At 71.1% G+C, this 20,395-nt stretch carries 21 protein-coding genes; 4 read left to right on the forward strand and 17 right to left on the reverse strand.

Annotated elements, in window-relative coordinates:
* From VKG64_01410 to recG, 8 genes are all read right to left on the reverse strand, one after another.
* On the reverse strand, positions 1–236 hold a 236-nt coding region (locus tag VKG64_01410; GenBank protein HKB23682.1), incomplete at its 3' end, for an AMP-binding protein.
* On the reverse strand, positions 233–1,261 hold the full coding sequence (locus tag VKG64_01415) for a zinc-binding dehydrogenase (GenBank protein HKB23683.1): 1,029 nt from the start codon (positions 1,259–1,261) through the stop codon (positions 233–235). The genes VKG64_01415 and VKG64_01410, both read right to left, overlap by 4 nt.
* A complete protein-coding gene (locus VKG64_01420) occupies positions 1,258–2,583 on the reverse strand; it encodes an AMP-binding protein (GenBank protein ID HKB23684.1) in 1,326 nt (441 codons plus the stop codon). The genes VKG64_01415 and VKG64_01420 overlap by 4 nt, the downstream gene beginning before the upstream one ends.
* Positions 2,584–2,594: 11 nt before the next feature.
* Positions 2,595–3,035, reverse strand: coding sequence for a carbon monoxide dehydrogenase subunit G (locus VKG64_01425; GenBank protein ID HKB23685.1), 441 nt, complete (start codon positions 3,033–3,035; stop codon positions 2,595–2,597).
* 26 nt (positions 3,036–3,061) lie between these two features.
* Positions 3,062–4,255 carry a pyridoxal phosphate-dependent aminotransferase gene (locus tag VKG64_01430; GenBank protein HKB23686.1) on the reverse strand — a complete coding sequence of 398 codons (1,194 nt, stop codon included), beginning with the start codon at positions 4,253–4,255 and terminating at the stop codon, positions 3,062–3,064.
* Positions 4,256–4,286: 31 nt separating this feature from the next.
* Positions 4,287–4,775: a pantetheine-phosphate adenylyltransferase gene (gene coaD / locus VKG64_01435; protein ID HKB23687.1), complete on the reverse strand. Its 489-nt coding sequence runs from the start codon at positions 4,773–4,775 to the stop codon at positions 4,287–4,289.
* 9 nt (positions 4,776–4,784) lie between these two features.
* Positions 4,785–5,339: a 16S rRNA (guanine(966)-N(2))-methyltransferase RsmD gene (gene rsmD / locus VKG64_01440; GenBank protein ID HKB23688.1), complete on the reverse strand. Its 555-nt coding sequence runs from the start codon at positions 5,337–5,339 to the stop codon at positions 4,785–4,787.
* 95 nt (positions 5,340–5,434) lie between these two features.
* Complete coding sequence (gene recG, locus VKG64_01445) at positions 5,435–7,525, reverse strand: ATP-dependent DNA helicase RecG (GenBank protein HKB23689.1); 2,091 nt, start codon at positions 7,523–7,525, stop codon at positions 5,435–5,437.
* 65 nt (positions 7,526–7,590) lie between these two features.
* On the opposite strand from recG, the gene rpmB reads away from it, so the two are divergent.
* Positions 7,591–7,782 (forward strand): 50S ribosomal protein L28, encoded by a 192-nt coding sequence (gene rpmB, locus VKG64_01450; protein ID HKB23690.1) that lies wholly within the window; start codon positions 7,591–7,593, stop codon positions 7,780–7,782.
* Between the two features lie 250 nt (positions 7,783–8,032).
* Here the strand turns inward: rpmB and VKG64_01455 are convergent, their stop codons facing one another.
* From VKG64_01455 to VKG64_01470, 4 genes are all read right to left on the reverse strand, one after another.
* Complete coding sequence (locus VKG64_01455) at positions 8,033–8,926, reverse strand: type IV toxin-antitoxin system AbiEi family antitoxin (protein ID HKB23691.1); 894 nt, start codon at positions 8,924–8,926, stop codon at positions 8,033–8,035.
* 282 nt (positions 8,927–9,208) lie between these two features.
* Positions 9,209–10,894: a hypothetical protein gene (locus VKG64_01460; GenBank protein HKB23692.1), complete on the reverse strand. Its 1,686-nt coding sequence runs from the start codon at positions 10,892–10,894 to the stop codon at positions 9,209–9,211.
* Positions 10,895–11,269 carry a metallopeptidase family protein gene (locus VKG64_01465; protein ID HKB23693.1) on the reverse strand — a complete coding sequence of 125 codons (375 nt, stop codon included), beginning with the start codon at positions 11,267–11,269 and terminating at the stop codon, positions 10,895–10,897.
* Between the two features lie 3 nt (positions 11,270–11,272).
* The gene (locus tag VKG64_01470) at positions 11,273–13,417 is read right to left on the reverse strand and encodes a bifunctional (p)ppGpp synthetase/guanosine-3',5'-bis(diphosphate) 3'-pyrophosphohydrolase (protein ID HKB23694.1); all 2,145 of its coding nucleotides are present in this window, start codon (positions 13,415–13,417) and stop codon (positions 11,273–11,275) included.
* Between the two features lie 154 nt (positions 13,418–13,571).
* Between VKG64_01470 and VKG64_01475 the strand changes: the two genes are divergently transcribed.
* Entirely contained in the window at positions 13,572–14,195 is a 624-nt protein-coding gene (locus tag VKG64_01475) for a hypothetical protein (GenBank protein ID HKB23695.1), read from the forward strand.
* A 15-nt stretch (positions 14,196–14,210) separates the two neighbouring features.
* Here VKG64_01475 and secF read toward each other — a convergent pair whose 3' ends face one another.
* The 5 genes from secF to queA are packed head-to-tail and all read right to left on the reverse strand — an operon-like array spanning position 14,211 to position 19,185.
* Positions 14,211–15,149 (reverse strand): protein translocase subunit SecF, encoded by a 939-nt coding sequence (secF, locus tag VKG64_01480; protein ID HKB23696.1) that lies wholly within the window; start codon positions 15,147–15,149, stop codon positions 14,211–14,213.
* A gap of 1 nt (position 15,150) precedes the next feature.
* Positions 15,151–16,707: a protein translocase subunit SecD gene (secD, locus tag VKG64_01485; GenBank protein HKB23697.1), complete on the reverse strand. Its 1,557-nt coding sequence runs from the start codon at positions 16,705–16,707 to the stop codon at positions 15,151–15,153.
* Positions 16,700–16,996 (reverse strand): preprotein translocase subunit YajC, encoded by a 297-nt coding sequence (gene yajC, locus VKG64_01490; protein HKB23698.1) that lies wholly within the window; start codon positions 16,994–16,996, stop codon positions 16,700–16,702. Before yajC ends, secD begins: the two co-directional genes overlap by 8 nt.
* Positions 16,997–17,020: 24 nt before the next feature.
* Positions 17,021–18,154: a tRNA guanosine(34) transglycosylase Tgt gene (tgt, locus tag VKG64_01495; GenBank protein HKB23699.1), complete on the reverse strand. Its 1,134-nt coding sequence runs from the start codon at positions 18,152–18,154 to the stop codon at positions 17,021–17,023.
* On the reverse strand, positions 18,151–19,185 hold the full coding sequence (gene queA / locus VKG64_01500) for a tRNA preQ1(34) S-adenosylmethionine ribosyltransferase-isomerase QueA (protein ID HKB23700.1): 1,035 nt from the start codon (positions 19,183–19,185) through the stop codon (positions 18,151–18,153). The genes tgt and queA overlap by 4 nt, the downstream gene beginning before the upstream one ends.
* Positions 19,186–19,309: 124 nt before the next feature.
* Between queA and VKG64_01505 the strand changes: the two genes are divergently transcribed.
* A complete protein-coding gene (locus VKG64_01505) occupies positions 19,310–19,642 on the forward strand; it encodes a cupredoxin domain-containing protein (GenBank protein ID HKB23701.1) in 333 nt (110 codons plus the stop codon).
* Positions 19,643–19,645: 3 nt separating this feature from the next.
* Positions 19,646–20,395, forward strand: a 750-nt coding sequence (locus tag VKG64_01510) for an FTR1 family protein (protein ID HKB23702.1), incomplete at its 3' end; no start/stop codon positions are given.

Genomic DNA, 20,395 nt, shown 5'->3' on the forward strand with positions numbered 1-20,395 from the left:
GTCGGCACGCCCCCGAGCGTCTGGAGCGCCCAATAGACGACGACGTGCTCGAGGCGGTTCTTGAGCGCGATGAGGACGCGGTCGCCCTTGCCCACCCCGAGCCGCGCGAGGCCGCGCGCCACCGCGGCGCAGCGCTCGGCGAGCGCCGCGTACGTGAGCCGCTGGTCGCCGTCCACGACGGCCTCGGCGCCGGGGCGGCGCAACGCCGCGCGTTCGAGGAGGCCGGCGAGCGTCACGAGATCAGGAGGACCTTCCCCTTGTTCTTCCGATCGAGCACGTACTGGACGGCCGCGCGCGCGTTCGAGAGCGGGAAGCTCCGGTCGATCACGGGCCCGAGCACGCCCTGCGCGACGCGGTCGAGGATCGTACGGAGCTCCCCGATCGAGCCGAGGTTCGTGCCGACGATCCGGAGGTTCTTTCCGTAGACGTGGCGGAGGTCGAGGCGGCCCCAGTGGGTGTCGTGCGAGCCGAGCGTGATGAGCGTGCCGAGGCGGGTCAGCGTGTAGACGGACTTCTCGAGCGTGTCGCCGCCGATGTGCTCGACGACGACGTCCACGCCGCGCTTCCCGGTCCAGCGCTTCGTCTCCTCGACGAAGTCCTCCGTGCGATAGTTCACCACACGCTCGGCGCCGAGTGCCTTCGCGAACTCGATCTTGTCGTCGGAGCCGACCGTCGTGATGACGCGCGCGCCGATGAGCCGCGCGATCTGGATGGCGGCGCTGCCGACGCCGCTGCCCGCGGCCTGGACGAGCACCGTCTGGCCGGGTCTGAGCCCGGCCTTCGCCACGAGCGCGTGCCACGACGTGAGGAACGCGAGCGGCAGCGCCGCGCCGACCTCGAAGCCGATCGCGTCCGGCAGCGGCAGGACGTTCTCGGCCGGCGCCTTCACGAGCTCGGCGTAGCCGCCGTCCCTGTGGGCGCCGAGGTAGCCGTAGCGCACGCACACCGTCCGCTCGCCGCGCAGACAGTACTCGCAGATCCCGCACGCGAAGCCCGGGAAGATGACGACGCGCGCGCCCGGCGCGAGCCCCTTCACCGCCGGGCCGGTCGCCTCGACGGTGCCCGTCACCTCGCAGCCGTTGACGTGGGGCAGGCCCTCGGGCGGCGGGAAGCGGCCGTCGAGGAGCAGCATGTCCACCTGGTTGAGCGCGCACGCGCGCACCCGCACGACGACGTCGCCCGCCGCGGGCATCGGGTCGGGATAGTCGCCGTAGAGGATCCTGTCCGCGCCGCCGTGCTCCTTGAAGTAGGCCGCCCTCAAAACGGCACCTCCGTGCGATCGTCCCTCACGCGCTTGGCCTTGTGGTCGAAGCGCGGGAGCGAGCCCGGCTCGACGATCTCGACCGTCACGCGGATGCCGAGCCCGGTCCGGAGGTCCGCGCCGAGCCGCGCGCGGAGGCCGTCGCGCTCGCGGAGCGAGAGGGACGGCGACGGGTCGATGCGGATCAGGATGTCGTCGAGCCCCTCGTGGCGCCGGAAGACGACCTGGAACTCGTCGACGCCGGCGTGCGGCCGCACGAGCTCTTCCACGCGACGCGGGTAGACGATCACGCCGCGGATCTTCTTCATGTCGTCGATGCGCGCGAGCACGCCGCCCTCGAAGGCGGCGAGCGTCCGGCCGCACGGGCACTTCCGGTCGGCGACCTGCACCATGTCGCGGGTGCGGTAGCGGATGAGCGGCATCGCCTTCCGGTAGAGGCTCGTCAGGACCAGCTCGCCCCGGCCGCCGGGGCCCACCGGCCGGTCGCTCCCGTCGAGGACCTCGGGATAGCAGTAATCCTCGTGCACGTGGGTGAGCCCTGAGCGCGCGTCGCACTCGAAGCCCCACGCGGCGATCTCGGTGAGGCCGGGCAGGTCGTACGCCTTGGCGCCGAACGCCGCCTCGATCTTCGCCTTCGTCGCCGGGATCGACGCGCCGGGCTCGCCCGTGTGCCAGGTGATCCGGACCTTGGTCTGCTTGGCGAGGTCGATGCCCTTCTGCGCGGCGGCCTCGGCGAGGAAGAGCGCATACGAGGGCGTGCAGCCGAGGACCGTGACCGGGTAGGCGAGGAGCGCGTCGAGGCGCTGGTCGGTCGTGAGGCCGCCGACGGGGAACACGAGACAGCCGAGGTCCTGCGCAGCGTAGAAGCCCGACCAGTACCCGATCCACGGCCCGTACGAGAACGCCGCTATGACCACGTCGGACCGACGCACGCCGAAGGCGTAGAGCGAGCGCGCGTACGAGTGATAGAAGCCGTGCCAGTCGTCCTTCGTGTCGAGGAACGCGAGCGGGCGTCCCGTGGTCGCGGACGTCATGTGGACGCGCAGGATCTCGTCGAACGGCACCGCGAGGACGTCGCCCCACGGTGGCTTGGCCGCCTGGTTCTCCTTCAGCTCGTCCTTCGTGGTGAAGGGCAGCCGCGCGAGGTCGCCGAGCGTCCGCACGGTCGCGGGCTTGACCCCCGCCTCCTTGAACTTCCGCTTGTAGAAGGGGCTGTGCGCGGCGGCGTGGACCACCTGCGCACGCAGCCGCTGCGCCTGGAGACGCGTCATCTCGGCGCGCGACGCCCGCTCCAGCCGCGGCTCGAGGTAGCGGGAGGCCATGGCGAGCCCGGTCAGGCGGACTTCAGGAGGTCGCTCATCTTGCCGAAGAACTGGTCGGCCATCATCTTGGAGACGCCGCCCAGCATCCGCTGGCCGACGCCGGCGATGAGGCCACCCACCTGAACGTCCGCGCCGTAGCTCACGCGCGTGCCGCCGTCGATGTCGGTCAGCGTGATGAGCGTGTCGGCTTTCACGAAGCCGGGGCCGCCGCTGCCCTCGGCCATGAGCCGGTAAGACTCGTGGGACTTCTTGTCGGTGATCTTCACCCGGCCCTCGAACGTCCCCTTCACCGCGGCGACGCCGATCTTCAGCGTCGCTTTGAACTCGTCGTGGCCGAGCGCCTCGAGCTTCTCGCAGCCGGGAATGGCCTTCTTGAGCGTGGCGGGGTTCAGGAACGCGTCCCAGACTTTCTTGCGCGGCACCGGGACGTCGTAGGAGCCTTCGAGCTTCATCCGGGTCCCTCCTCGGGGGCCCTAGTCTACAGCAACTCGCGGATCGCGGCGCCCATGCGCGCGAGCCCCTCGCCGATGAGCGCGTCGCTCGTCGCGTAGGAGAGCCGCACGTGCGCGTCCGAGCCGAAGTCCACGCCCGGCACGACGGCGACGCGCGCCTGCTCCAGGAGGAACGCGGTGACGTCCACCGAGCTGCGGAGCGGCGCGGCGGCGCCCTTCACCCTCCGGCCGAACAGCCCCGCGACGTTGGCGAAGGCGTAGAACGCGCCCTTCGGCATGACGCACGAGACGCCGGGCAGCGCGTTGAGGCCCGTGACGATGAGCCGGCGCCGCCGGTCGAACTCGCCCGCCATCTTGGCGACGTCATCCTGAGGTCCCGACAGCGCCTCGACCGCTGCCCACTGCGCGATCGAGGACGGGTTCGACGTCACCTGGCTCTGCGCGTCCGTCATCGCGCGGATCAGCTCGCGCGGCCCCGCGGCGTAGCCGATGCGCCAGCCGGTCATCGCGTATGCCTTGGAGCACGTGTTGACGACGAGCGTGCGCGCCTTGACCGCGGGGCCGAACGAGGCGATGGACACGTGGCGCCCCTCGAAGGTGAGCGCCTCGTAGCACTCGTCGGAGACGACGAAGAGCCGCTTCTCGACGACGAGCCGCGCGACGGCCTCGAGGGCCGCCGCGGAGAAGACGGCGCCCGTCGGATTGTTCGGGCTGTTCACGACGATCAGCTTCGTCCGCGGCGTGACGGCGGCGCGCAGCCGCTCCGGGTCGAGGTCGAAGCCGGTCGCCTCGCGTGTCTCGACGGCCACCGGGACCGCGCCGACGAGGCGCGCCTGCTCGGGGTACGAGACCCAGTAGGGGCTCGGCACCAGGACCTCGTCGCCCGGATCGAGGAGCGCGACCGCCAGGTTGAAGAGCGCGTGCTTCGCGCCGCACGACACGAGCACCTCGTCCGGCTGGTAATCGAGGCCGTTGTCGCGCTTGAACTTCTGGCAGACCGCCGCGCGCAGCTCCGGGATCCCCGCGACCTCCGTGTACTTCGTCTGCCCGCGGCGCATCGCCTGGACCGCCGCCTCCTTGACGCGCTCGGGCGTGTCGAAGTCTGGCTCCCCCGCCCCGAACGAGATGACGTCGACGCCCTGCGCCCGGAGCGCCTTCGCCGTGGCCTGCACGGCGAGCGTCGACGACGGGGCAAGGGTCTTCAAGCGAGCGGCCAGCACGGTCGCGCTCCTTCGGCGGCGGGCCGCCGGGTTACTTTGGGGGGAACTTCTCCGCCAGCCGCTTCTCGACGATCGCCGGCACGAGGCCCGCGACCGACGTGCCGAAGCCGGCGACTTCCTTGATGAGGCGCGAGGAGATGTACGTGTACTTCTCGTGCGGCATGAGGAACACCGTCTCGACGGTCGAGCGGAGCTTGCGGTTCATCAGCGCCATCTGGAACTCGTACTCGAAGTCCGACACCGCCCGGATGCCGCGGACGATGCAGTCGGCCCGCTCGCGCGCGACCAGATCGATGAGCAGCCCGTCGAACGCGACGATGCGGAAGTTCGAGTGGAGCGCCGCGGTCGCCTCGTCGACCATCTCGAGGCGCTCCTTCACCGAGAAGAGGGGCTCCTTCGAGGGGTTGGCGACCACGGCGACGATCAGCTCGTCGAAGATCTGCAGGCTGCGCTGGATGACGTCCACGTGGCCGTTGTGCACGGGATCGAACATGCCCGGATAGACCGCACGCTTCGCCACGCGCCCAGGCTACCCTTCGGCCCGAAAGAAAGTCAAGGTTGTCTCCCCGAAACGGCGCGTCCGGAACGCCGCGAGGACGCCGTACGCGGGCGCCGGCGGCCGCTTCGTGAAGTGCTGGGCGACGACGACCGCCGCGGGCGCCGTCACGGCGCCGTCGCCCAGCGCGGCGAGCGTGGCGGCGCCCAGGTCACCGTCGTACGGCGGGTCGAGGAACACCACGTCGTAGCGCTCCCCCGCCGCGGCGAGGCGGCCGAGGGCGCGGCCCACCTCCGCGCGGACGACGCGCGCGCGGCTCCCGACGCCGAGCGCCCGCACGTTGGCCGCGAGCGCCGCGACGGCGCGCGCGTCGCGCTCGACGAAGGTCGCGTGGGCGGCGCCGCGTGAGAGCGCCTCGAGGCCCACGCCCCCCGCGCCGGCGAAGAGGTCGAGGGCGCGCGCGCCGGGCAGCCACGGGGCGAGGGCGTCCATGAGCGCGACGCGCACCTGGTCGGCCGTCGGCCGCGTCACCGCTCCGCGCGGCGCCGCGAGCCGCCGGCCCTTGAACTCGCCGGCGATCACACGCATTTATTGAACAGGGCACGGGCTCCCGGGCTCTCGCCACGCCCGTGCCCCGCCGCAAATACCGGCGGCGTCCGATCGTCCGCTCGACGTGAGCCGAGTCATCCGGCGCTCGCGAGCGCGAGCTTGCCGCGCCAGCGCGCGAGGAGGACGGCGCGCAGCGCGCGGTGCGCCGGGTCGCGGAGCTCCGGGTCCGCCGCGACGATCGCCTGCGCCTCCTGACGCGCCTCCTCGAGAATCGCCGCGTCGCGGAGGAGATCCGCCGTGCGGAACTCCGGGAGCCCCGACTGGCGCGTGCCGAAGAACTCGCCGGGGCCGCGCAGCTCCAGGTCCGCCTCGGCGATCTTGAAGCCGTCGCCGGTCGCGACCATCGCGCCGATCCGCCGGCGGGCCTCCTCGCCGAGTCGCCCGCTCGTCAGGAGGATGCAGTGGGACTTCCACGGTCCCCGGCCGACGCGGCCGCGGAGCTGGTGGAGCTGTGAGAGGCCGAAGCGCTCGGCGTGCTCGACGAGCATGACCGACGCGTTCGGCACGTCGATGCCGACCTCGATCACGGTCGTCGAGGCCAGGACGTGGATCTCGCCCGCCTTGAACCGGCGCATGATCCGGTCCTTCTCCTCGAAGCCGAGCCGGCCGTGCAAGAGCCCGATGGTGAGGTCCGGGAAGACGTCCTCCGCGAGGCGCCGCGCCATCTCGGTCGCCGCCTTGAGGTCGAGCGCCTCCGACTCTTCGACGAGCGGGTAGACGACGTAGGCCTGCCGGCCCTCCGCGATCTGGTCGCGCAGGAACTTGTAGATCTCGCGGCGCTTGCCCTCCGTGCGCTCGTGCGTCGCGACGGGTCGGCGCCCGGGCGGGAGCTCGTCGAGCACCGAGACGTCGAGGTCGCCGTAGAGGGTGAGGGCGAGCGTGCGCGGGATCGGCGTGGCGGTCATCACGAGCAGGTCCGGATGCTCGCCCTTCTCGCGGAGCCGCGCGCGCTGCGCGACGCCGAAGCGGTGCTGCTCGTCCACGACCGCGAGCCCGAGGCGCCGGAACTCCACGCCCTCCTGGACGAGGGCGTGGGTGCCGACGGCGACGGGCAGCCCGCCGGCGGCCAGCGCGGCGCGCCGAGCCGAGCGCTCGCGCGGCGCGAGCGACGAGGTCAGGAGGCTCACGCCGACGCCGAACGGCTCGAGGAGCTGTCGCAACGTCATGAAGTGCTGCTCGGCGAGGATCTCGGTCGGCGCCATCACCGCCGCCTGGTAGCCGGCCTCCACCGCGGTGAGCACCGCGAGGGCCGCGACCACCGTCTTCCCGGAGCCGACGTCCCCCTGCAGGAGGCGATGCATCGGATGGGGCGCGGCCATGTCGCGCCGGATCTCCTCCCACACGCGCTCCTGCGCTGCCGTGAGCGAATACGGCAGCGAGGCGCGGATCCGGCGGACCAGGTCGCCGCGCGGGCTCATCGCGATGCCGCGCGCCCGCGTCGTCCGCGACCGGAGGATCGCGAGGCCCAGCTGGAGCAGCAGGAAGTCGTCGAAGGCGAGGCGGCGGCGCGCCACGGTGAGCGCGGCGTCCGCCTCGGGAAAGTGCGCGTCGCGGAGCGCCTGGGCGAGGGGCGCGAGCCGGCGCCTCGCGCGCAGCGCGGCGGGCAGCACCTCGGGGACCTCGCGCGCGAACCCATCGACGACGCGCCACATGAGCGAGCGCAGGGCGCGCTGCGGGAGCCCCTCGGTCGTCGAGTAGACCGGCACGAGCCGGCCCGTGTGGAGGCGGTCGTCCTCACCGCTCTCGACCACCTCCCAGTCGGGCTGCTGGAGCCCGAGCGCCCCCTTGTAGCGGGTGACCTTGCCGTGGAGCACGAGCTTCTGGCCGCGCTCGAAGACGCGCGCGAGGTAGCCCGCGTTGAACCAGCTCGCCGTCGCGTAGCCGCTCGCGTCGCGCAGGAGGACGCTGAACGGGACGCGCGAGCGGCCGGGCGGCGGCGGGCTGACGCCGACGATCGTTCCCGCGCACGTCGCCGCCTGGCCCGGCTCGAGGGTGCGGAAGGGCGTCAGGCGCGTGCGGTCCTCGTGTCGCATGGGCAGGAAGAAGAGCGCGTCCTCGACGGTCCGGAGCCCCTTGCGCTCGAGCTGCTGCGCGCGCCGCGGGCCCACGCCCTTGAGGAACTGGAGCGGCGTGCCGGGGCCCGGCGGCGCGGGCGTTTGCTTCACACGGACCCCTGTGCTATACAGTGCGCTCGTCTCGGCCGACGCGGGTCGAATCCAAAGGAGCGGCGATGGCGCAGCGGTGCGACGTGTGCGGGAAGGGTCCCTCCGTGGGTCATACGATCAGCCACGCCCACAAGCTCACGAAGCGGCGCTGGCTCCCGAACCTCGTCTCGATGCGGGCCCTCGTCGCCGGCCGCGTCCGGCGCGTCCGCGTGTGCACCCGCTGCCTGAAGGCGGGCAAGGTCACCAAGGTCATTTAAGCACGGGACGCACAAACGGGAGGGGGACGTGCCCCCTCCCGATTGGCACCTGGTGGGAGGCCGCCACCCCCCACCGTGGACGACACACAGCCTTACTTCTTCTTCTTTTTCTTCGTGGCCTTCTTCTTCATGAGACGTCTCACCTCCTCTCGTCGGGAGATTCACGGCCGTACCGTCCGCCTCGCTACTTCTTCTTTTTCTTCTTGGTCGCCTTCTTCTTCATGGACGGATTCACCTCCCTCCTGGGAACTCAGTAACCCATCGCCTCGCGGCGCAGGTGCTCGGCCTGGTCGCGGCCGCGTCGCTCGTCGTGGAACAGATCCGCGTAGAGCTGCGGCAGGCACACGACCTTGAGCCCGCCCTTCTCCAGCGCGCCGTAGAACACCCCCGGGTCGTAGGGCGCGAGCAGGTGCAGGGTGCCGTCGGCCTCCGCCGACGCGCGGAGCCCGAGCGCCTTCGCGACCGGCGCGGGATCGCCCTCGAGGTAGCAGTGGACGACGGGCACCCGGAGGTTCGGCGCGACCAGCAACACGCCGGCGTTGAGGGTGAACGCGTACCGGCGCCCCTCGGCGGTCGCGACGCGCGCGAGCTCGGCCATGAACCGGCGCGTGACGCGCTCCGGGGCCACGTACGACGCGAGCTCGTTCGCACGGTAGGTGTACGCGCCGGCCCACGCTTCGAGCAGGTCGGCGGGCTTTCCGAGGCGGATCCGCTGGTCCGCATCGCGCTCGACCCAGGCGAGGTCCGCGAGCCGCTTCACGACGTTGTGGGCGTGGCCGAGGCTCACCGCCGCCGCGCGGGCCAGCTCATCGAGCCGCCAGCCGCGCGCCGGCTCGACGAGGAGCACGCGCACGACGCGCGTCGCGCGAGGAGCGAAGAGCGAGCGGAGCGGCCGCGTCGAGGGCCGGACGTTGCGCTTCCCCTCCTTCTCGATGTGGACGTTCTCGAAGGCGAGATAGCAGTTGCCCGAGAGGTCCACGAACCCGAGGTTGTTGGACTTGAGGATCTGCGCGCTCTGCGGGCCGATGTAGACCGCGGCCGCGACCGGGTAGGCGCCCGGAACCGCTCGGCGGAGCTCGGCCAGCCGGGTGACCGCAGCGCGGATCTGCCGGGGCTGGCCCAGCGAGCTCAGCTCAACGACCAAGACGTGCTCCTGCTCGCCGAGACGGAATTTGATCGTCAAATCGGCGGGGTGCCCCGCGATCCTCGCGGCGGCGCTCTCCTCCCAGGCCTTCGCCTTCGGCAGAAGCTCTCGAAGCCGCTGCGCTACCTGTCGCCGAATCTCTGAGGATTGCAGCATGTTTCGCTGGCTCCGCACCTTTCAGCATCCGCTGAAACCATAAGGACTAATGAAAGTCGCTGTCAAGCGAAAACTTACGCGACAGACCTCGAAGAGTTGCTTCGGCGGGCGCTGACAGCTCGCTGGTCAGCCGCGCGCGAGCGCTTCGAGGCTCCGGCGGAAGCGACCGTGACGATCGAGCCGGCGCGCGTACGCGAGCTCGCTCGCGCCGCCCTTCGCGCGCATGACCACGACGAGCGCCCGCTTGTCGGACGCGGGCCAGCGCGCGAGGTCTGGAACGAGCGCCGCGACCAGCGAGAGGCGCGCGAACGCGCGCCGCTCCTCCCGCGGCCATGCCCGCGCGCTCCCGACGCCGAGTGCGCGACCCACGCGCGCCGCCGACTCCCGCACGGCGGCGACGCGGTCGCCGCCGAACTCGTGCGCGACGAAGCGCGCGACGAGACCCGCCACGTCGGTCGCACGCAGGCGGCCCTCGGGCGCGGGATTCCCGCCCGGCAGCGTGAGGCACACTTCGTCGCGCGCGAGCCGCCTGAGCACGGAGATCGGCGAGCGATACGACGGGTCGGCGGCGAGCCTCGCCTCTTCGCCCTCGAGCACGCGGCGGACCGCCGGGTCGCGCGGCCGGAAGCCGAGGCGGTGATAAAAGTAGAACGAGCCCGAGCGGAGCGCTTCCGTGCTCTCGTGCCCGAGCTGGTAGCGGTCCACGACGATCGTCCGCATCCCGAAGATCCGGCGGTACGCCCGCAGCAGCTCGGTCGCCAGGAACGCCGACTCGCCCTGACGGAACGAGGCGAAGATGTTGATGGCGAAGTCGAGCGTGCCGAAGAGCTCCCAGCCGCCGCCGTACGAGACCGGGACGCCGTTCTTCAACCCGAGGAACGCGTAGTAGGCCTCGAGCGGGAGGCGGAAGCCCGGGGCGATCCCGAAGAACGCGAGGCGCAGGCCGCGGCCGGCGTCCACGACCAGGACGTCGTCAGGGTTCGGGTACGCGAACGCGTGGAGCTCGCGCTGGCGCGTGGCCATCGCGACGCGGGCGGCGTCGATGAGCGTCTCGGCGAGGGCCCGCGGCGCGCGCCGGAGCGCGGGCAACGGTCCCGCGAGCGCCCGCCCGGGCGGTGCAGCAGGGCGCCGCAGGCCGTCCTCGTGGAAGAAGACGCGCGCCGGCTCGAGCTTCGCGAGGGTGCGCGACGCGCCGGGGCCGCGCGGGCTCCAGAAGACCGGGAGCATCAGGTTCTCCCAGAGCCAGTCGCGCGCCTCCTCCGGGAGGCCCGTGCGCTCGAAGAGCTCGAGCACGAGCTCGAGGTCCGTCAGCCGCCGCCCGCCCTTCGCGACGCGGAGCCACCGGCGCCAGCCCATGCCGCCCTCGCTGAACGCGTCCCCCTCGGCCGCGCTCGCGAGGAGCGAGAGCGTCTCGTCGAGCCTGTCGACCTCCTCGAAGCGGTCCCACGCGATGTCCGCCTCGCGCGGAAAGCGCCGCGCGAGCCAGCGGGCCAGCGGCAGGCCGAAGGGGTAATCGAGCGTCGCGCCCGCGATGCCCGAGTCGTGGAGCCGCCGGCGTGACGCGGCGCCGAGCCGCGTCACGCGCGCGGGGAACGCCGCGAGCGCCCGGTCCACGCGCGCGAGGACCTCGGCGTCGTCGGGGTACGCCTGGAGGAAGCAGAGCGCCTCGTGCAGGCGGAGGAGCGCCGCGTGCGACCCCACGCGCGCCGTCTCGAGGCCGTCGAGGAGCTCGAGCTTCGCCTTCCGGGCGTCGGGCGTGTACCGCGAGGCGACCGACGTCAGGCCGTCCGCGAGGGCGCGGCCGCCGGTCATCTAGAGGTCTGAGCCTTCGATGCGCTCCATCGTCTCGTCGTCGAGGCCGAAGTAATGGCCGACCTCGTGGGCGACGGTGTCGCGGATCAGCTCGGCCATCTCCCGCTGGTCCGCGCAGTCCTCCTCGATCGGCTCCTGGTAGATCGTCACCGTGTCGGGGAGGACGTTGCCGTAGCTCGAATCGCGGTGGGTGAGGTCCACACCCCGGTAGAGGCCGTAGAGCGTGTCGGGGGGCTCGATGCCGAGCTCGGCGAGCGTCGCCTCGTCGGGCCGGTCCTCGACGACGACGGCGATGTTGGCGAGCTTGTCCTTGAACTTCCCGGGCAGGCGGCGGAGCGCGCGCTCGACCAGCGCCTCGAACTGCCGCCGCGTCATCGTCTAGAGCCCGCGGACGCGCTCGACGTTGATGACGTCCTTGACCTCCCGGATCGCGCCGATGATGTCCTGGAGCTGGTTGAGGTCGGCGACCTCGACGACGAAGTGGTTGATGCCGCGGCGGTCGTCGGTCACCGTCACCTCGGCCTTCGTGATATTGCCGTCGCGCGCCGAAATCGCTCCCGTGATCTCGGAGAGGAGCCCCGGCCGGTCGCGGCCGATGTACACGGCGATGCGGACCGGCCGCTTGCCGGGCTCGTCCACGTCCCACTCGACGTTGATGATCCGCTCCCGGTCGAGGACGCTCTTGGCCACGGTCAGGCAGTCGCGCGCGTGCACCGTGAGCCCCCGACCGCGCGTGATGAAGCCGACGATCGGGTCTCCCGGGAGCGGGTTACAGCACCGGGCGAACCGGACCAGGAGGTCGTCCACCCCGCGGATCCTCACCCCCTGCTCCGTCTTCGCGCGCGCGGCCGCGGACGGTCGCGGCTTCTCGGGCGCCTCCAGGAGGGCGTTGGGCGCCAGCTTGTTGAGGAGCTGGTGGACCGAGCTCTTCCCGTAGCCGATCGCGGCGAGCAGGTCGTCCGCGCCCGGGAAGCCGAGGTCGGCCGCGGCCTTCTTCATCTCCTCGCCGCTGAGGAGCGCCGCGGGGTTCAGGTGGTACTTCCGCGCCTCGCGCTCGAAGAGCTCGCGCCCAAGCTCGATCGAGCGCGACCGCTCCTCGACCTTGAGCCATTGGTTGATCTTCGACCGCGCGCGTGTGGACTTGACGATCTTCAGCCAGTCGCGGCTCGGGTGCTGGCTCGGCGACGTGACGATCTCGACGATGTCGCCCTGGCGGAGCGTGTAGCGGAGGGGCACGAGCTTGCCGTTGACCTTCGCGCCGACGCAGTGCTCGCCGACCTTCGTGTGCACGGCGTAGGCGAAGTCGATGGGCGTCGCGCCCTCGGGCAGCGCCTTGACGTCGCCCTTCGGCGTGAACACGTAGACCTCGTCCGGGAAGAGGTCCACGCGCACCGTGTCCATGAACTCCTGCGGGTCCTTCATGTCCTGCTGCGTCTCGATCAGCTGGCGGAGCCACAGGAGCGACTCGTCGAGCTTGTCCTTGCCCGACTTCTTCTCCTTGTAGAGCCAGTGCGCCGCGATGCCTTCCTCCGCGATCCGGTGCATCTCCCGCGTGCGGATCTGGATCTCCACCGGGTCGCCCTTCGGCCCGATGACCGTCGTGTGGAGCGACTGGTACATGTTGACCTTCGGCATCGCGATGAAGTCCTTGAACCGGCCGGGGACGGGCTTCCAGAGCGAGTGGATGACGCCGAGCGCGCCGTAGCAGTCGCGAACGGACTGGGTGATGACCCGCACGGCCGTCAGATCGTAGATCTCGTCGAACTCGCGGCCCTGATCGTGCATCTTCTTCCAGATCGAGTAGAAGTGCTTCGGGCGCCCCCGGATCTGCGACTCGATGCCGACCTCGGTGAGCTTCCGCTCGAGGATCGTGATGACATGGTTGATGTCGGCCTCGCGCTCGAGCCGGCGCTTGGCAACGCGCTTCTGGAGGTCCACGTACGCCTCGGGCTGGAGCGCGCGGAGGGCGAGGTCCTCGAGCTCCGCCTTGACCTTCGCCATGCCGAGCCGGTGGGCGAGCGGCGCGTAGATGTCGAGGGTCTCCTGCGCGATCTTCCGCATCTTGTCCGCCGACAGGTAGTCGAGGGTCCGCATGTTGTGGAGGCGGTCGGCCAGCTTGATCATGAGCACGCGCAGGTCGCGCGCCATCGCGACGAGCATCTTGCGGAAGTTCTCCGCCTGGCGCTCCTCGCGCGAGGAGAAGGCGAGCTTGCCGATCTTGGTCACGCCGTCCACGAGCTCGGCGATCTCGCCGCCGAACTCGCGCTCGAGGTCCGCCTTGGTGGCCTTCGTGTCCTCGAGCACGTCGTGGAGGAGACCCGCGGTGACCGTCGTGACGTCCATCTTGAAGTTGACGAGGAGGCTGGCGACCTCGAGCGGGTGGGAGAGGTACGGCTCGCCGGAGGCGCGCTGCTGCCCCTTGTGCGACGCCGCCGAGAACTCGTACGCGCGGGCCAGCAGGTCGAGGTCCGCCCCCGGCTGGTACTTCGGAATCTCCTCGATCAGGGTCTTGAGTTGGGTCACGACTCGAAAACCTTTGATTAAACAAATAATTTTACACGTCCGGTGCTCTTTCGCTACCCTTTTTTCCGGCGCGCTGAAAGCCTACACTGACTTCGCGATTCGATAGAAGGGCTCCGACCGGCGGGGCGACACCACGAAAGAGGAGGAGACGCGAATGGACGAACGGGTGCTCGAGCTGGAGCGGCGGCTGCACCGTGTGGAGCGGCGGAACCGGAGGCTCGTGTGGGGCGGCCTGGTCGTGCTCGCCGGATTCGTGGTCTTCTCGGGCGCCCGGCCCGCGACGACCCAGGACCTGTCGGGCACGGTGCGGGCGCCCCTCCGCGTCGTGGACGGGAGCGGCGACCCGCTGCTGGAGGTCGCGAGCGACCAGAACGGCGCGTACCTGCGCCTCTTCAACCCGCAGGGGCGTGCGGTCGCCAGGCTGTGGGCCGACGCGGCCGGGGGCAACTTCTACCTCTACGACAAGGCCGGCAAGATCGTGGGCGCCTTCTTCACGCGCGACGACGGCGCGGGCGGCGAGGTCCAGGTGCGCAACGGCGAGGGCAAGGTCGTCGGGGCGATGTTCTCGCGCGACGACCTGTCCGGCGGCGAGCTCAAGATCCTGAACAGCGACGGCAAGAGCATCGCCGCGCTCTTCGCGCGCAAGGACGGCGTCGGCGGCGAGCTCCAGGTCAACAACCGCGAGGGCAAGAGCGTCGGGGCGATGTTCGCGGGTCCCGACAACGGCAACCTCGCGATCTACGACAAGAACGGCAAGGAGATCTACGGGCGGCCCTGAGGGCCGCGGGCCGGGTCAGGCCTTCGCGACCGCCTTCTTGCCGCGCCGCAGGCGGCCCTCGACGTACTGCGTCCAGTCCACGACGATCGCGGCCGCGATATAGGTGGTCGAGTACGTCCCGGTGATGACGCCGACGAAGAGGACGAAGGCGAAATCCTCGAGGGTCTTGCCGCCGAAAAAGAGCAGCACCGCCGCCGAGAAGAACGTGGTGAGCGACGTCAGGACGGTCCGCGAGAGCGTCTGGTTGACCGCGTCGTTCATCTGCTGGGCGAACGTGCGCCCCTTGGGGACGAACTTGCCCCGGTTCTCGCGCAGCCGGTCGTAGGCGACGATGGTGTCGTTCACCGAGTAGCCGATGATCGTGAGGAGCGCGGCGAGCACGGGCAGCGAGAACTCGCGGTTCGAGAGGGAGAGGGCGCCGAGGCAGACCAGCACGTCGTGGATGACGGCGATGACCGCCGCCACCCCGCCCCTCAGGTCGAACCGCAGCGCGATGTAGATCGCGATCCACACGAGGCCGGCGATCACGAGGTAGACGGCCTGCAGCTGGAGGTCGCGGCCCACCTGCGGCCCGACGAACTCGACCCGCCGGATCTCGAACTTCCCGAGCGCCGGGTCGCTTTCGAGCGCGCCCCGCACGCGCCGCGCGACCTCCTCGGACGGCACGGCGACGAGCGGCAGCCGGATGACGAACTCATGCGCGTCCCCGAACTGCTGGATGACCGACTCACCGAGCTGGATCGTCCCGAGGCTCGCGCGGATCTGGGCCACCGCGGGCGTCCCGTCGAAGCGCGCCTGCAGGAGCGTCCCGCCGGTGAAGTCGAGGTCGTAGCGGAGCCCGCCCCGGGCCGCGAGCGAGACAAGGCTCAGGAGCGTGAACGCGATCGAGACGTAGTACGCCCACTTCCGCTTGCCGATGAAGTCGTAATTGGGATTCTTGAACAGCTCGAGCATGTCAGATCGAGATCGCCTCGACCTTGTGCCGCTGCACGTAGACGAGGTCGAAGAGGAGGCGCGTGAAGAAGTAGGCGGTGAAGAGGCTCGCCAGGAGCCCGATGAACAGCGACACGCCGAAGCCCTTCACCGAGCTCGTCCCGAAGCTCAGGAGGATGAGCGCGGTCCCCATGACGGTCAGGTGCGTGTCGATGATCGTGCGGAGCGCGCGGCGGAAGCCGGCCTCGATCGCCGAGCGCGGCGTCTTCCCGAGCCGCAGCTCCTCGCGGATGCGCTCGAAGATGAGGATGTTCGTGTCCACCGCCATGCCGACCGTGAGCGCGATGCCGGCGAGGCCCGGCAGGGTGAGCGTCGCGCGGATCGCGGCCATCGCCGCGAAGAGGATCAGGAGGTTGAGCCCGAGCGCGACGTCGGCGATGAGCCCGGAGAGCCGGTAGTACAGCAGCATGAACACGAAGACGACCGCGGCCGACGCCGTGATCGCGAACAGGCCCTGGCGGATCGAGTCGGCGCCGAGCGAGGGGCCGACCGTGCGCTCCTCGAGGATCGTGACCGGGGCCGGGAGGGCGCCCGCGCGCAGGACGATCGCGAGGTCGCGCGCCTCGTCGGCCGTGAACTGGCCCGTGATCACCGCGCGGCCGCCCGGGATGCGCTCGTTGATGCGCGGCGCCGAATAGACGTTCCCGTCGAGGATGATCGCCAGATGCCGGCCGACGCTCTGCTCGGTCACCTCGCCGAAGATCCGCGTGCCCGTCGCGGTGAACTCGATCGCGACCTGCCAGTTCCCCGGCGAGTTCGGGTCGGCCGCCACCGTCGCGCTCGTGAGCTCGGCGCCCGTGAGCAGGGCCCGCTTCTGGACGACGTAGGGGATCTTCCGCTCGGTCTTCGTCTCCTTGTCCACCCGCCGGCCGTACAGCACCTCGTCGCCCTCCGGCACGTTGCCCTTGAGCGCCTCCTCGACGGACGCGCGCTCGTCGAGCAGCTTGAACTCGAGCAGCGCCGTCTTGCCGATGAGCTCCTTCGCCCGCGCGGGGTCCTGGATGCCGGGAAGCTGGATGAGGATGCGGTCGCTCCCCTGGCGCGTGATCGTGGGCTCGGCGACGCCGAACTGGTCCACCCGGTTACGGATGGTCTCGAGGCCCTGGCGAACCGCGTCGTCACGGAGCCGGTCCGCCTCCTTCTCGTTCATCACGAGCTTGAGGCGCCCGGCGGCCGCGTCCTCGTCGCGTCGCTCGAAGCGCTGGAGGTCGCCCACGACGGTCAGGAGGTCGTTCCAGGCCTGCGGCGACGCGAGTTCGACCACGATCGTCGCGCCGCCCTCGCGCGCGACGCGCTTGACCGCGATGCCCTTCCGCTCGAGCTGCGATTTGAGATCCTCGGCCGCGCGGTCGGTCTGGCTCGCGACGTGCTTGTCCGCCTCGACGCCCAGCACGAGGTGGATCCCGCCCTGGAGATCGAGGCCGAGGTTGATCGTCTTCTGCGGCGGGTAGAGGGACCAGGCGGAGCCCAGGAGCACGACGAGGACGACGATGCTGCGCGACCAGAGGTTCCTAGGCATTCTTCTCGCCCTGGCCCTCCACGATGCGCCCGATGGCGGCGCGGTCGAACTCGAGCTTCACTTGGTCGGTCACGCGCAGCACCACCTTCTGTTCCTCGAGGCCCGTGACCGTGCCGTAGAGCCCGCCCGTGGTGACCACGCGGTCACCCTTCTTGAGCGAGCCGAGCATGGCCTCGCGGTCCCGCTTCTGCCGCTGCTGGGGACGGATGAGCAGGAAATAGAAGATCGCGAAGATCGCCGCGAAGAACATGAGCTGCGTGAAGATCGCGCTGGAACCGCCAATATTCATCGACGCTCGCGCCCTCCGCTCGCATCACTCGGCCGGAGCATCCACGGATGATACTGCATAACGCGCGAAAAACCGAGTCTGGAATGCCCCGAACGCGCCCGCGACGATCGCCGCGCGCATCGCGCGCATCAGCGCGACGAAGAAGTGCACGTTGTGCAGCGACAGTAACCGGTACGCGAGCAGCTCTTCCGACACGAAGAGGTGCCGGAGGTAGGCCCGCGAGAACCGGCGGCACGTGTAGCACGGGCACTCGGCGTCGAGCGGTGCCGGGTCGCGCGTCCACCGCGCCTGCTTGAGCGTGACGGCGCCGTCCCAGGTGAAGCACTGGCCGTTCCGCGCGTTCCGTGTGGGGAGCACGCAATCGAACATATCCACGCCGCGGGCCACGGCCTCCACGAGATCCTCGGGCTTGCCGACGCCCATGAGGTACCGCGGCCGGTCGGCCGGCAGCAGCCCGGCGACGAGCGCGGTGAGGTCGTACATCGCGGGCTTCGGCTCGCCCACCGCCATGCCGCCGATCGCGTACCCGTCGAATCCGAGCGCCGTCGTCTCCAGCGCCGCGCGCCGCCGCAGCGCCTCGTGCGTGCCGCCCTGCACGATGCCGAACAGCGCCTGGCGCCCGCCGCCGCGGGCGGCGTGGACCGCCTTCGAGCGCGCCGCCCAGCGCAGCGTGAGGTCGAGCGAGCGCTCCGCGGCCTCGCGCGTCGCCGGGTACGCGAGGCACTCGTCGAGCGGATGGATGATGTCGGCCCCGAGCGCGTGCTGCGCCTCGATCGCGAGCTCCGGCGACAGAAAGTGCGTCGAGCCGTCCACGGGTGAGCGGAACTCCACGCCGGCCTCGGCGACCTTGCGGAGCTTCGCGAGGCTCCAGACCTGGAACCCGCCCGAGTCGGTGAGGATCGCGCCGTCCCACGCCATGAACCGGTGCAGGCCGCCGAGCTCGCGGATCGTCTCGTGGCCGGGGCGCAGCAGCAGGTGATACGTGTTCCCCAGCACGATCTGAGCGCCCGCCGCGTGGAGGTCGTCGGGCGCGAGGCTCCGCACCGTGGCGCGCGTGCCGACCGGCATGAACACGGGCGTGTCGACGGGGCCGTGGCCGGTCGTGAGGCGGCCCGCGCGCGCGGCGCCGTCGGTGGCGATGACCTCGAACGCCGTCACAGGATCAGCGTGGCGTCGCCGTAGGAGTAGAAGCGGTAGCCTGCGCGCACCGCGTGCGCGTAGGCTTTCAGCACGAGCTCGCGGCCGGCGAACGCGGCGACCAGGACGAGCAGCGACGAGCGCGGGAGATGGAAGTTCGTGAGCAGCGCGTCCACCGTGCGGAAGCCGTGGCCCGGCGTGATGTAGAGCCGTGCCTCGCCGTCGAGCGGACGGACGCGTCCGTCCGCCTCCGCCGCGCTCTCGAGCGCGCGCGTCGTCGTGGTCCCCACCGCGAGCACGCGGCGCCCTTCCGCACGCGCGCGGTTCACCGCGTCGGCGACCGACCCGGGGATCGAGACGCGCTCGGGCGGCAGCGCGTGATCCTCGATCCGGGCCGCCTTGATCGGCCGGAACGTGCCGGGCCCCACGTGCAGCGTGAGCTCGTGGATCTCGACGCCCCGCCCGCGCAGGCGCGCCAGGACGGCGGGCGTGAAGTGCAGGCCCGCCGTCGGCGCCGCCACGGACCCCGGCGGGCGCGCGTAGACCGTTTGATAGCGCTCGCGATCCTCCACGGTGGGCGTCGCGAACCGCGCGATGTAGGGCGGCAGCGGGGTGAGCCCGTGCTCGCGCAGCAGGTCCGCGATCGTCCCGTCGAGACGCTCGACACGCCGCGGGCCGTCGGCGGCGACGCCGACAACGCGCAGCCGCGCCCCCGGCTCGCCCGCGACCAGCAGCTCGGCGCCCACCCGACAACGACGCCCGGGGTGTACCAGCGCCGACCAGCGGCGCTCGTCCTCGGGCGCGAGGAACAGGAGCTCGACGTCGCGCCCGCCCGCATCCCGGGCGAGGATGCGCGCCGGAATCACCCGCGTGTTGTTGACGACGACGCAGTCACCGGCGCGCAGCAGCTCCGGCAGCTCGGTGAACACCCGGTCCTCGAACGCGCCGCGCGCGCGATCGATCACGAGGAGGCGCGAGGCGTCGCGCGAGGGCGCCGGCGCCTGGGCGATCAGCGCGGGCGGCAGGTCGTAATCGAAGCGCTCGAGGTCCACGACGAGCCAGTGTACAAGCGGGATTGAGTGGCCGCACCGGCGACCCCCATGGGTTGAGGTTGACAATACTTTAGGAGTTAGGTACACCTAACTCCGGCCCGAGTGGGGGGCCAGGGAGGTTCGGATGCGACGCGTCCTCGCGGCGCTCGTGATGCTCGGCGTGGCGGCGGCCGCGGCGGCCGCCCTCGCGGCGGACCCGCCGGAGATCGCGCTCACGATCGAGAAGAATCGCTTTCAGCCGGACGAGATCAAGGTGAAGGCCGGCGTCCCGTTCGTGCTCGTCGTCACCAACAAGGACGCAGCGCCCATCGAGTTCGAGTGCAAGGAGCTGCGAGTCGAGAAGGTCGTCCCGCCCGGAGCCACGGTGAAGGTCCGAATACGGGCGCTCAAGCCGGGCAGCTATCCGTTCGTCGACGATTTCCACCACGAGACGACCGGCCGGATCGTCGCCGAGTAAGTCGTGGGCGCCACGTTCGTCGTCACGCTGCGCGAGGCCTTCGAGGCGGCGCTCCTGCTCGGGATCGTCTACACCTATCTCGACAAGGTCGGCGCGCGGCACCACTTCCGCTACGTGACGATGGGCGGCGCGCTCGGCCTGGGCGCGAGCGTGGCGATGGGCGTCGCGATCGCCTTCGCCTCCGGCCTGCTGCTCGACCTGGGCCCGGACCTCGTGACCGTCGCGGTGATCTTCTTCGCCGTGGGCCTGCTCACGTGGCACGGCTGGTGGATGCAGCAGCACGCGCGTGCGGTCCGCGGCAGCGTGCAGCGCCGGATCGACGAGGCCGAGGCGACGCAGCGGCTGTGGGTCGTCGGTCTCATCGCGTTCACCGGCGTCTTCCGCGAGGGCGCCGAGACCGTGCTCTTCCTCTGGGGCCTCATGAGCCAGACGAACGTCGCCGGCTGGGGCGGCGTCAGCGGCGGCGTCCTCGGCATCGGCGCGGCCGGCGCGCTGGGCTGGGCGATCTTCCGCGGCGGCCGGCAGCTGAGCCTTCAGCGTTTCTTCACCGTGACCTCGCTGGTGCTCCTATTCGTGGCCGCGGGTCTCTTCAGCACCGGCATCGGCAAGCTCCAGGGCCTCGGCGTGCTCCCGGCGACCGACGCCCTCTGGGACACCTCCGGGCTCCTCAGCGATCGAGGCTTCGTGGGCGGGTTCCTCGGCGGCCTCGTCGGGTACCGCGCGCGGCCGTCGGCGTTCGAGGCGGGCGGCTAC

This window comes from Candidatus Methylomirabilota bacterium (genome assembly GCA_035260325.1).
Lineage (GTDB): Bacteria > Methylomirabilota > Methylomirabilia > Rokubacteriales > CSP1-6 > AR19.

Coding starts and splice junctions, on each gene's coding strand:
- VKG64_01505 (HKB23701.1), top strand. CDS start 19,310: ATGCGACGCGTCCTCGCGGCGCTCGTGATGCTCGGCGTGGCGGCGGCC.
- rsmD (HKB23688.1), bottom strand. CDS start 5,339: ATGCGTGTGATCGCCGGCGAGTTCAAGGGCCGGCGGCTCGCGGCGCCG.
- yajC (HKB23698.1), bottom strand. CDS start 16,996: ATGAATATTGGCGGTTCCAGCGCGATCTTCACGCAGCTCATGTTCTTC.
- VKG64_01420 (HKB23684.1), bottom strand. CDS start 2,583: ATGGCCTCCCGCTACCTCGAGCCGCGGCTGGAGCGGGCGTCGCGCGCC.
- secD (HKB23697.1), bottom strand. CDS start 16,707: ATGCCTAGGAACCTCTGGTCGCGCAGCATCGTCGTCCTCGTCGTGCTC.
- VKG64_01425 (HKB23685.1), bottom strand. CDS start 3,035: ATGAAGCTCGAAGGCTCCTACGACGTCCCGGTGCCGCGCAAGAAAGTC.
- VKG64_01460 (HKB23692.1), bottom strand. CDS start 10,894: ATGACCGGCGGCCGCGCCCTCGCGGACGGCCTGACGTCGGTCGCCTCG.
- rpmB (HKB23690.1), top strand. CDS start 7,591: ATGGCGCAGCGGTGCGACGTGTGCGGGAAGGGTCCCTCCGTGGGTCAT.
- secF (HKB23696.1), bottom strand. CDS start 15,149: ATGCTCGAGCTGTTCAAGAATCCCAATTACGACTTCATCGGCAAGCGG.
- VKG64_01475 (HKB23695.1), top strand. CDS start 13,572: ATGGACGAACGGGTGCTCGAGCTGGAGCGGCGGCTGCACCGTGTGGAG.
- VKG64_01465 (HKB23693.1), bottom strand. CDS start 11,269: ATGACGCGGCGGCAGTTCGAGGCGCTGGTCGAGCGCGCGCTCCGCCGC.